We start from the raw sequence: 10,919 nt of genomic DNA on the forward strand, positions 1-10,919 counted from the left end.
GGGCTGAACAGCGCATCGAGGGCGGAGATGCCCGTCTCGTCCTCGAGGGGCGCGTACTCGAACGCGTTCTGGGCGTTGGCCGAGTACTCGAGGGAGATCGTCTCGTACCACTTGTCGCTTCGTCCTCGACGGAAGGGGAACAGGCGCCGTTGGCTGAACGCGACCTGGGGAAGCGTGGCTGAGGTTCGGTTGTTGGCGAAGTCCTGAAAGACCTGCGCCGAGACGTTGAGCGACCGCCCGGCCGTCGGCCACTGCTGCGCGAACGTCACCGATGACGACGTTGATGACGCGATCTGCTCCTCGACATCGTTGGCGACGAGTCGTTGGCTCGCTGACTGAAGGTTGACGCTCGCGGTCAACCGTTGGCCCGCCGGGAACGTCTGATTGTGCGACCACCTCAGCCCGACCGGCGTCCGCACCCCGAACGTCGGGTCGGTCGCTTCTCCTGAGCGGAGCCTGGCGTAGCTGAGGGCGACGTTGCCGCTGTAGGCGTACCGGCGGTTGTACCGGAGCAGCGTGTTGAGCTGGAACGAGCCTTCGGTCCCGACTTTGCCTGCGACCTGCGCATCGAGGAAGTCGCTGATCGCGAAGTACCAGCCCAGGTTTTCTAGGTGCAGCCCGAACCCTGACTCCTGCCCATATCCGACGGCGAGTGGCCCACTTCGCCGTCCCTCTGCAGCTGGGAAGTACCCGAACGGCAAGACGAGAGGAAGAGGGATCCCGAGCAGTTTGAGGCGCACGGGGCCCGTGTACACCCGCTCGCCATCGACCACTTTGATGCGTCCGGCCTCGAGGGCGTAGTGCGGATGATCGAGCTCGCAAGTTGTGTACGCCGCGTTCTGAGCGAACACGACGCGCTCGTTCTGCTGCTTCAGGATGCCGCCCAGCAGGAAGCCGTCCTCGATCTGGGTCCGAGCGCCTGTCACTCGGCCGCGTTGGGTCCGGAGGTTGTAGACCACGCTTCGGCCTGAAAACTGTCCTTCCTCGCCCGAGAACGACGGCACGCCCACGCTGCCGGAGTCGGACGATTGAGGGGAGGCCCTCAAGATCTCGGCCGTCGACTCGTAGTCGACGCGGCCCGCCGTGACCGTGGCGCCCTCGTACAGCGCCTGGACCTCTCCGAAGAGAGACACCACGTCGCCCTCGAGGCTGTCCCGTCGCCCGAGGACGACCTGGATCGAGTCGCGCGCTACGTACTGGATGGGCTGCTCGAGACCGCCCTCGGCGGGCGCTGCGCGCGGAACCGGCAGGGAACCTGTCGCCCTCGAGGACGAGGAGTCGGCCGGGACCTGGGCGTGGACGCTCCCGGTCCATGCGACCAGCAGCAAACACAAGCGAAGAGAGCGGCCCATGCCTCGGCAACGCTCTCCCAGACCGGATCGTGCCTGTCGTCGTCGTGTCAAACCGTTGGCCCCAGCAACTAGGAGTCGTCCTCGAGGGTCTCGAAGACGAGCCGGGCGGCTCCCAAGAGCGCGACGTCGTTGCCCTGCTCTTCGCGCACGATCTCGACGCCCTCCGACATCGAGGACATCACGGACCGCTTAAGGGCCTCGCGGGCGGGCTCCAAGATGTAGTCGCCCGCATTCGAGACCCCGCCGCCGACCACGAACTTGCGGATGTCGAGCAGGTTGACCACGGAGCCGAGGAGGACGCCCAGTTTGTGACCGGCCCACGCGAGGAGCTCCTGCGCAGCGACGTCACCGGCGACCGCGGACGCGTGGAGGCGGCGCGGCGTGACGTCGGTTAGATCCCTACCGGCCGTTTGGTGGAGGGTCGTGTCCCGCGAGAGCAGTTGGTGTCGCGCGTGGTGTGACAAGTGTTTCTGTCCGAGATAGGCCTCGATGGCTCCGGCGACGCCCGCGCGGCTGTACGGCCCTTCGTAGTCGATCGAGACGTGTCCCAGTTCGCCCGCGCCCCCCGTCGTGCCTCGGAACAGGCGCTTGCCGACGATGATCGCGCCCCCGACGCCCGTGCCCAACGTCACCATGACGAACGAGTCGAACGGGCGGCCCGCTCCGTAGAACGCCGAGCCCAACCCTGCGACGTTCGCATCGTTCTCCGCCACGATCGGGGCTTCGAGCGGGAGCCCCGAGTTCCGAAGACGTTTGCCGAGCTGGTCCGGGAGGTAGACCGTCTTCCAGCCCGGAATGTTGGGCGGGTGAGAAACGGTCGTCCGGTCCATCGACACGATCCCCGGCGCTCCGATCCCGACGCCCTCGATGCTCTCGTCGTGCACGACACGGTCGACGCCGTCGGCGATCCGGTCGAGGACGTGCTCTGGCCCCTCGTCGGCGTCCGTCTCAAAGCTCGTCTGCCGCACGATCCCCGTCCGTCGCTCGACGAGGGCGACCTTCAGATTGGTGCCGCCGAGATCGACCCCGACCGCGTACTCCGGTGACTCTGCGCTCACTCGCCCGCGCCGCTCGACTCGATCCGGTAGACCTTTTCTCCAGGACGCCTCATCCCGTACTCCTCGCGCGCGACGCGCTCGAGCGTCTCGGCATCGAGGCCGCGGTCTACCTGGGCAGCGAGGGACTCGTTACGGGCCTCCAACTCCGCGTTCTCGACCGTCAGCCGGTCCAGATCCCTCGCGTAGCTCACGCGACGGAAGATGCTGTGGCTGTCGAAAAACGCAACCCATAGGGCCAGCCCGACGATGCCCACGGTGAGGGCTCTGCGGCGAATGCGCTTCGTCATGGTGTCGAGGGTGGACGGACGAATCTAGCCGATCCCGCGAGACGGTGCATCGTGCGAGGCGCCGACCTCGAGGCCGGCACCTCTGCGGCCTCGAGGCGTGACGTTCCGGAGCCTAAAACCGGAAGGCCTCCATGCCCGGGTAGATCGCCGAGTCGCCCAGCATCTCCTCGATCCGAAGGAGCTGGTTGTACTTCGCCAGGCGGTCCGACCTCGAGGCCGAGCCCGTCTTGATCTGGCCACAGCCACACGCGACGGCCAGGTCGGCGATGGTCGTGTCCTCGGTCTCACCCGAGCGGTGGCTCATGACGGACGCGAACGCGTAGTGGTGCGCGAGCTCGACGGCCTCGACGGCCTCGGTCAGCGTCCCGATCTGGTTGACCTTGATCAGGATCGCGTTCGCCGCGTCCTCGTCGATCCCGCGTTGCAGGCGTTCGGTGTTGGTCACGAACAGGTCGTCGCCGACGATCTGGACGGTGTCGCCACACCGCTCCGTGAGCGCGGCCCAGCCGTCCCAGTCGTTCTCGTCCATCGCGTCCTCGATGGAGATGATCGGGTACTCGTCGATCCAGCCGGCCCAATAATCCACCATCTCGTCGGACGAGAGCTTGCGGTCGGGGTCCGACTTGTAGAACACGTACTCGCCGTCCTCGACCATCTCCGACGCCGCCGGGTCGAGGGCGATGTACAAGTCCTCTCCGGCCTCGTACCCGGCGCGGTCGATCGCCTCGAGGATGACCTCGATGGCTTCCTCGTTGCTCTTCAGGTTCGGCGCGAACCCGCCCTCGTCGCCGACGGCCGTCGAGTAACCCTTGCCCTTGAGGACGGCTTTCAAGTGATGGAACGTCTCGACGCCCATCCGCAGGCCCTCCGAGAAGCTCTCGGCCCCGACGGGCATGACCATAAACTCCTGAAAGTCGACGGAGTTGTCAGCGTGGCGCCCGCCGTTGATGATGTTCATCATCGGGACGGGCAAGCGCCGCGCGTTCGATCCACCGAGGTAGGCGTACAGCGGCAGTCCCGCGACGACGGCTCCGGCGCGCGCCGCCGCGAGCGAGACTCCGAGCAACGCGTTCGCACCCAGCTTCGCCTTGTTGTCCGTCCCATCGAGGTCGATCAGCAACGCGTCGAGGGCGGGCTGGTCCAGGACATCGAGGCCGATGACCTCGGGGGCGATGGTCTCGTTGACGTTCTCGACGGCCTTGAGGACGCCCTTGCCCATGTAGACCGAGTCGTCCCCGTCGCGGAGCTCGACGGCCTCGTACTCGCCGGTCGAGGCGCCCGACGGAACGGCGGCACGTCCCACGGCTCCGTCGTCCGTGATGACGTCGACCTCGACGGTGGGATTCCCCCGGCTGTCGAGAATCTGGCGGGCGCGGACGGAGGCGATGACGGACATGGTCGGGCGGGGGAGAGGGTGTCCTTAAGCTACCGGTTTCAGGCGGAATCGGTCCGACTAACGAACGGTCGTGTAGCACGTCCCGCCGTCCTCGAGGACGACCGTGATCCGCTCTCCCGATTCCCATCCGACCTCAACGGCATCACTGAGCGTCGGTGCCGCGCGCTCGTATTGGGCGGCTGCCCTTCGAGACTGTGCCGCTATGGATCCAAAGGTGTCCCCGCTGATCCGTCGGTACACGTCAGCCGCGCACCAGAATGCGGCTCTGCTCGGGATGCTGGTGGGACGACCGATGCGCTGCCCGAAAAGTCCGGCGCGGCGGTACAGGCTCGGCCCGTGCGTTGGCGACTCTTGAAGTGCCCGGTGATAGTCTCCGGCCGAGTAGTAAAAGTCTGCTCGTCGTTGCGCCGATCCGGCCAGTACCAGTCCACGGATAAAGCGGAGCTCTCTGAGATCAGCGCGTGAGCCGTCATGATCCGCTCGATTCTGACACCTTGAACCCGGCATGTGCCTGCCTGCACGAGGTCTTGGTGTTGACAGGCAGCGAATGCACTCTGTCTCTTCTGTGCGCTCGAGCAGTCGTACTGAATCGGCCTCGAGGTCGGCTACTAATTCAGGGTGCCTCGTAAGAGTCAGCCACAAGACGTAGGTCTCATCGCATGAGGCTTGGCCGTCTTCGACCTCCCGTACTAGATCCGATAGAATCGCGTCGACATCAAGCGCTGGCGTGGCAGGTTGAGCGACGACAGGCATAACCCCCAAGAGGGTCAGTGCACAAACGACAACCGGCCACCTCCAGCGGTGCGGAGGCGGCCGGTCGAAACACATTCTCCTGATCGCTAGCGGACGCGCGTCGTGCAGGATCCGTAGGCACCCAGGCTGGACGAGACCGACTGTCCAGGCTGGAAGCCCTCGAGGAAGTACTGCTCCCGCGTCGGGCCGGCGCGCTCGTATTGAGCGGCAGCTCGGCGAGCCTGGGCGGCGATGTTGCCCGACGTCTGTGCCGCAACGTTGCGGTAGATGTCGGCCAAGCACCAGTACGCGAACCGGCCTCGAAGGCCCGACGGGCGCCCGACGGACTGACCGATTAGGCCGGCGCGGCGATACAAACTCGGGCCGTGTGACGGGAAGACCTGGAGCGCACGGTCGTACTGACCGGCCGAGTAGTAGAAGTCGGCGCGCTGCGCGTTGGACTCGGCGTTCGCGATGGCACGGCTAAACAGGTCGTTCGCGCGTGCGGTGTCGCCGCTGCGTCGAGCGCGAACGGAGAGCGCGTAGAGCGTGCGTGGGTTGTCAACCTGGCTCTCGATCTCGGGCAACACCACCAGGGCGGAAATGATAGCGCCTGGATCCGCACCTAGGGCCTCGAGGCGCTCGGGCTGCTGTTGCGCCGTCGCGAGAAGCGTGAAGACCCGGGTGCCCGTCAGGGTCCCGGCCTCGAGGTCGTTGAGGAGAGCCTGGACCGCCTCGTCTGAGCCTGCGACCTGGTCCTGAACGGACGGCTCGGTCTCGACGTAGTCCGCGAACGCGACGTAGTTGGCTTTGAGAGCGGGGTCGTCAGCGGCTTCAGCCAAACGTCGGATGAACGCGCCGCGGTCGGGGTTCGGAATCTCGTCGCCGTATACATCAGCGGAGCCGGTGAAAAGCTGCGTGATGTACCAGTCCTCGAGGCTGTCCGGTTGAGCCTCGAGGGCGCGGTTGAAGGCCTGGAATTTCCGCTCCTCGGCGTCGTCGTAGAAGGCGGCGTTCTGGAAGTAGAAGAAGCCCTCGCGCAGATCGCGAAGGAAGACGTCGTACTCGATGCCGTTGGCCTCGAGGGCCTCGACGCCCATGCGCCGCGTCGTGAGCGCCGAATCGAGGTACGCGACGCGCTCGTCCAAGTTGGTCGAGTCCACCTCCGCTGCAAACGCCTCGTAAATCGAGGCCATGCGGAGGTAGTTGCGGTCGTCAGGGTCCTCGCCCGTGAACAGCGGCTCCGTCTCCAAGATGTTCTTGATGTACGGGTAGGCCGCGCAGTAGTCGCCGTTGCGGTAGTACTCGCTGCCTAGGCTGAAGTTGGACCGGATGGTCGGCTGGAGCAAGACGTAGGTGTCCGAACAGTAGTCGCCAGGGCCGTAGGCCGTTGGGTCATCGGGGACGAACGGCTCATCCATCCCATTGGAGCCGCCGGAGCCTACGCCGGTGGATGGTGCAGAGCACGCGGCGAGCGCACCGAAAGCGAGGACGAACAGGGCGAGACGTGACGGGCGCATAGAAGGCCGGGTGTGATCTAGTTGAACCGGCGCTGGATAAACCAACGCTCTCCGAAGTTGATGGTGAGTGTCCCCTTGAGGAACGAGTCGCGAACCAATACGCCAGTGGTCGAACCTCGGGTCCCAGCCTCGAGGCCGAGATCGAAGCGCGCACCGGTGATTCGGCTCGGGAGCGAGATCCCTCCCGTGAGGGCGAGCGTCATAATGTCGCTTTCGTCGGGGGCGTACAGCCCACGCTCGGCGTACCCCCCGAGTCGGTAGGACGACCGCTGGAGGGCACTGGCTCGCCGCTCGCGTCCCGCAGGTACGATCTCGATGCCGCCGCCAATGCGAAACCGGTCGGACAGCACGTCGAGGCCGTTTGCCGCGTCGAACCCGCCGACGGGGAACGTGCTCTCGAAGGAGGACCACGGCTCGTAAAGGCCGTCGACGGTCGCCATCCAGCGGAGTCCCGACCGGTAGGAGAGTCCGGCTCGTACGGAAACCGGAACGTCGAGGTCACCGTCGAGCGATAGCGACCCGTCGGGCGCGCGGAGCGTGTCGCGGTCGAGGCTCTCGCCCAGCGTCACCGTCCGCGTTCCATCGAGCGTAATCGGGAGCATGACCGACGCACCGAATGTGAGCGCGTCGTCCTCGGTTGCGATGGCCGTAGCCGTGGCCGCTCCGCCGAACGTGGCCGTGACGCCCCGCAACTTGGTGACTTGCGATTGGCGGGTTTCGAGAAAGGACGGATCGTTGAAATTCGTCCGCTGCAGCTGCTCTTCCGTCCCAAGAAGCGCGTCGGCGCTGACGCCCAACTGAACGGGGCCGATCCGCCCGCCGAGTCCGGCCGTGAGTTGCTGGAGGCCTCCGGCGCCCTCCTGGTTGAGGGTGAAGGGCGTCATCGTGCCCTCGATCGAGAGCGAGTCCTGGATCGCTGCTCGGTAGTTGACGCGCGAGTACGGCCGGTACGCGACGACCGCGCCGAGGCGGCCGGGGATGATGGGGATCCCGAGGTGAACAACAGAGACGTCGCCCGAGGTGCCGATGCTCTCGTCTGCTGAGATGGCGTCCGCGCCCCGGACCGTCGCCAGACTGGCTCCCGCCGAGAACGTCGTGACCGTCTGGTCCGCCCACAACGCTGGGTTGGACAGGTTCACGTAGCTCGACGACCGCAACCCTGCACCGGCGTGACCGAGCATCGATGCCTGCGAGGATCCGAACTCGATTCGTTCTCCGAGCCCGTAGAGCGAGTAGATCGAGCCGTAGTTGTTCTGGCCTTGCGCAAACACGCTGGCAGAAACAAACGCGAGCAGGATGATGAGATGACGCATAACGATTCCTATCAAAGAGAAAGACACGCGAACCGCAGAAACGTCGCTACAGGGATTCGCCAACCAGCGTCAGCGTCACGCGGGGAGGGCGAGGGTCACCCTCGACAGGGAGCCGTACTGGCAGGACGTCGAGCGAGACCGGGCTCGCATCTGGGAGAACCTCGTAGAAGTCGTAGTCCTGGTCCCCGGCCTCGAGGATGATCCGCTGGACCGTCTGAGTAAACTGCCGAGGGTCTGCAATCACGCCGACGAATTCGTCGGTCAAGATGATCTCTCCGAGAGGTGGGTCTCGGACCTCGTCCCCGTCATCGTTGACGCGGACCCCGAACAAGAAGGCCGACGAGGGCGCCGGGCGAACGAACGATCCGACCTCGAACAAGGATTGCTCGACAGGCAGGAAGAGACGGGCGTTGGCGAGCGGCGTGACTCCTACGCTTGAAAAGTCGACGGTGAACCTGAGCGACGCCCTCGAGGCGCTGCGAACCGGAATGTGAGTCGTGGGGGCGAAAGGTGGCGGCCGGGCGTCGATCGAGGTAAAGACCTCGGAAAGCGCGAACACCAGCGTGTCCTCTGCCGTCGCCAAACGGAGCCCCGCGCCTGCGGACTCGAACGTGCTGAACCCGATGACGGCACCCGGGGCCGGCAGGTAGTCCTCGGGCACCTGGAGTGCAAACCCTTCAAACCCATCGCTGAAAGCGTCTCCAAGGAGGAGGTCGGCGTTGGCGCGGAGAAACGCCTGGGGAACGTCGAACCGCCGCAGGGAATCGCTGGCCGTGACCTCGGTCGTGCTCAGGGCGGCGCCGACCGTAAACAACGTGTCCGGCGGATACTCCGAGTCGACGTCCCACGTCCCCTGAATGGGCCGGAGCTCGAGCGGGAGCGCTGTGGTGGTGTCTCCGTAGACGTAGCTCGGGTCCAGCTCGACCCAGGCCTCGAGGATGTCGGTACCAACGAGGCCGTCCGTGGAGCCGGGCTCCCGGAAGAAGTCGATGTAGGCGACCGCGGTAGCGTCCCCGAACTCGAGGTCGACGACCGATCCGGCGAGCACGCGGGACTGGGAGATTCCAGACTGCGGGCTCGGGTCCGCGAAGCCTTGCGCGATCGTAGGCGTCTGCAAAGTGTCGAGTCCCGCGAGCGGGATGACTCGAACTCTCGGATCCGACTGCTCCTCGTCGATGAGACCAAGGCCGACTCCAGCGGGCTCTTGGCAGGCAGACAGGGCGAGGGCCGCGACGGCGGCAACGGCGAAAAGTCTCACGGGCAAGCGATCGAGTCGAGCGGGGCTGAGTCCTCCCAACGGCGCCCTTCCCTGTTTCGCGTGAGGGGCGCTCAATTGGTACAACTCAGCCTAGCCACAGCTGTGGACGCACGACCGGGCGGATCCTGCAAAGACGAGCCTGAGCGGGCTAGGACGCGCCCAGTGACTTGTACAGGTCCATGGCCTGCTCAGCGGACTGCTCCGCGTCATCGGACAGCACGAGGCCATCGGGCTCGTCGTCGCCAGAGACGTCGCCGGTCGCGAACGAGACCGCGTCCGCGGTCGCGAGCCCGATGTCCCGGAGGGACCGATCAGCCCACCCTGCAGGCAAACCGAGCGTGGCGGCTTCGTCGGCCGTGAGCTGGTGCGTGTACCCGCCCTCGCCGTCAGGCGTGTAGACCGTCTTGACGTCGGTGAACAGGTCGTTGCCGGCGTACTCCGACGCCACCACATGGGGGACGAGAGCACTGATCCAGCCGGCTGCGTGGATCACGTCGGGACCCCAACCGAGCTTCTCGACCGTCGACAAGGCGGCACGGGCGAAGTAGAGCGCACGCGCGGGGTTGTCCTCGAAGAGGGCCTCCGTCTTCCGGTCTCGGTAGAGACCCTTCCTCTTGAAAAAGTGGACCGAGTCCATAAAGTAGACCTGGAGCCGAATCCCGGGGATGGACGCGACCTTGACCTTGAGCGTGTCGCTCTCGTCCCCGGCCTCGATGTCGGCTCCAGACAAGCGGATCACCTCGTGGAGGCGGTTCCTCCGCTCCGAGACGATGCCGTAGCGGGGCATCAAGATTCGAGGCTCAACACCGAACGACTCCTGGAGAGCCTCCGGCAGAGCGCGGACGAGCCGAGCCGTCTCGGTGGTTTCTGAAAACGGAGCGACCTCACCGGCCACAAACAAGACGCGCATCAAGGGGGGGGAGAGTGACCACGATCGGCGCGTGAAAACTAACGCCAGACGGGGCGCATACGCCACAGGGAAGAGAGCCGGGCGCGTATCATGGGTCCCCCTTCGGCAAGCGACCCGTGACCAAAGCCCAGATCGTAGACCATATTGCCGAGGCGACGGGCCTCACAAAGCTCGAAACCGAGGCGGTCGTCGACGGCTTTATGCACACCGTCCTCGATGCCGTCTCCGAGGGAGACCGCGTCGAACTCAGAGGGTTTGGCACGTTCAAGTCTGTCGAACGGGCTCCGCGAACGGCACGGAATCCCCGGACGGACCAACCCGTGCGCGTCCCCCGCCGGATGGCGCCGGTGTTCAAGCCAGCCCAGGAGTTCCGCCGTCGCGTCGAGGACGAGGGGGCATCACGGATCGTTGGACCATCGGAGTAATGGCGACCTCTTGTCAGTCTTGCGGGGCCTCGGTCCCGGCCGGAGCCGAAGCATGCGATCTGTGCGGCACTCCAGTAGGAGTGGTAGCCGAAGGGTCGGAGCCGACGGCAACCGGCGGTTTCTGTTCGGAGTGCGGCAACGCGCTACCGGAGGGTGCCAAGTTCTGCAGCCAGTGTGGACGGTCAGTTGTCCATGCCGCGACCCCGCCCTTGATCCCGGTTGAACGCGAGCGTCCATCGTCCGCGGCAGGCCGCCAGGGGTTGATCGTCGCCGGCGTTGGGCTCGCGGTCGTTCTGGGGCTGTATGCGATGACGGTGTTCGCCGGAGACCCTCCCGCAGAGACGCCCTCGACGCCCGAGGTCGGGCAAGCCGCCACCATTCCCGACGGCGCGCCTCCGCTCCCGGACACGCTCCAAGCGGCGGCCGACCGATTCGCGGCGCTCGACACGCCCGAGGGCTGGTACGAGTCCGGCCGGTACTACCTGACCGCCTCGTTCCAGACGGCCCAGACGGACCCGACCTCGAGTGTCCGGTGGGCACGCCGCGCGATCACCGACTTCGAGCGGAGCCTCGACCTCGAGGAGTCGTCACGTGTCCGGGTGGCGCTCGCCGAGGCCGCGACGTTCGACCCGTCGGATCCCATGCGACCGGTCCAAGAGCTGCAGGCC

General features: G+C 65.9%; 9 protein-coding genes and 3 pseudogenes. 3 read left to right on the forward strand and 9 right to left on the reverse strand.

Features of this window, described 5'->3' with window-relative positions:
- From WBA11_RS01830 to WBA11_RS01870, 9 genes are all read right to left on the reverse strand, one after another.
- A partial coding sequence (locus tag WBA11_RS01830) for a putative LPS assembly protein LptD (RefSeq protein WP_424519025.1) occupies nt 1-1,352 on the reverse strand: 1,352 nt, incomplete at its 3' end.
- Between the two features lie 68 nt (nt 1,353-1,420).
- The gene (locus tag WBA11_RS01835; protein WP_424519026.1) at nt 1,421-2,410 is read right to left on the reverse strand and encodes an ROK family protein; all 990 of its coding nucleotides are present in this window, start codon (nt 2,408-2,410) and stop codon (nt 1,421-1,423) included.
- A complete protein-coding gene (locus WBA11_RS01840) occupies nt 2,407-2,697 on the reverse strand; it encodes an FtsB family cell division protein (RefSeq protein WP_424519027.1) in 291 nt (96 codons plus the stop codon). Before WBA11_RS01840 ends, WBA11_RS01835 begins: the two co-directional genes overlap by 4 nt.
- Before the next feature lie 112 nt (nt 2,698-2,809).
- Complete coding sequence (eno, locus tag WBA11_RS01845; RefSeq protein ID WP_424519028.1) at nt 2,810-4,093, reverse strand: phosphopyruvate hydratase; 1,284 nt, start codon at nt 4,091-4,093, stop codon at nt 2,810-2,812.
- 57 nt (nt 4,094-4,150) lie between these two features.
- Nucleotides 4,151-4,600 (reverse strand): hypothetical protein, encoded by a 450-nt coding sequence (locus WBA11_RS01850; RefSeq protein WP_424519029.1) that lies wholly within the window; start codon nt 4,598-4,600, stop codon nt 4,151-4,153.
- Between the two features lie 332 nt (nt 4,601-4,932).
- A complete protein-coding gene (locus WBA11_RS01855; protein ID WP_424519030.1) occupies nt 4,933-6,345 on the reverse strand; it encodes a tetratricopeptide repeat protein in 1,413 nt (470 codons plus the stop codon).
- A gap of 17 nt (nt 6,346-6,362) precedes the next feature.
- On the reverse strand, nt 6,363-7,658 hold the full coding sequence (locus WBA11_RS01860) for a hypothetical protein (RefSeq protein WP_424519031.1): 1,296 nt from the start codon (nt 7,656-7,658) through the stop codon (nt 6,363-6,365).
- Nucleotides 7,659-7,704: 46 nt separating this feature from the next.
- Nucleotides 7,705-8,916 carry a hypothetical protein gene (locus WBA11_RS01865; protein WP_424519032.1) on the reverse strand — a complete coding sequence of 404 codons (1,212 nt, stop codon included), beginning with the start codon at nt 8,914-8,916 and terminating at the stop codon, nt 7,705-7,707.
- Nucleotides 8,917-9,064: 148 nt separating this feature from the next.
- Nucleotides 9,065-9,826 (reverse strand): glycogen/starch synthase, encoded by a 762-nt coding sequence (locus WBA11_RS01870; protein ID WP_424519033.1) that lies wholly within the window; start codon nt 9,824-9,826, stop codon nt 9,065-9,067.
- 77 nt (nt 9,827-9,903) lie between these two features.
- On the opposite strand from WBA11_RS01870, the pseudogene WBA11_RS01875 reads away from it, so the two are divergent.
- The 3 pseudogenes from WBA11_RS01875 to WBA11_RS01885 form a co-directional block, all read left to right on the forward strand.
- Nucleotides 9,904-10,251: pseudogene (locus WBA11_RS01875) on the forward strand (HU family DNA-binding protein); the annotation flags it as partial.
- A pseudogene (locus WBA11_RS01880) lies at nt 10,251-10,430 on the forward strand (zinc-ribbon domain-containing protein); the annotation flags it as partial. The pseudogenes WBA11_RS01875 and WBA11_RS01880, both read left to right, overlap by 1 nt.
- Before the next feature lie 81 nt (nt 10,431-10,511).
- A pseudogene (locus WBA11_RS01885) lies at nt 10,512-10,919 on the forward strand (hypothetical protein); the annotation flags it as partial.

The sequence above is a fragment of the Rubrivirga sp. genome, assembly GCF_049648075.1.
Lineage (GTDB): Bacteria > Bacteroidota > Rhodothermia > Rhodothermales > Rubricoccaceae > Rubrivirga.

Bases quoted from the DNA above. Each gene is read 5' to 3' on its own strand.
- WBA11_RS01860 (WP_424519031.1), bottom strand. From the start codon at position 7,658: ATGCGTCATCTCATCATCCTGCTCGCGTTTGTTTCTGCCAGCGTGTTT.
- WBA11_RS01855 (WP_424519030.1), bottom strand. From the start codon at position 6,345: ATGCGCCCGTCACGTCTCGCCCTGTTCGTCCTCGCTTTCGGTGCGCTC.
- WBA11_RS01850 (WP_424519029.1), bottom strand. From the start codon at position 4,600: ATGCCGGGTTCAAGGTGTCAGAATCGAGCGGATCATGACGGCTCACGC.
- eno (WP_424519028.1), bottom strand. From the start codon at position 4,093: ATGTCCGTCATCGCCTCCGTCCGCGCCCGCCAGATTCTCGACAGCCGG.
- WBA11_RS01870 (WP_424519033.1), bottom strand. From the start codon at position 9,826: ATGCGCGTCTTGTTTGTGGCCGGTGAGGTCGCTCCGTTTTCAGAAACC.
- WBA11_RS01840 (WP_424519027.1), bottom strand. From the start codon at position 2,697: ATGACGAAGCGCATTCGCCGCAGAGCCCTCACCGTGGGCATCGTCGGG.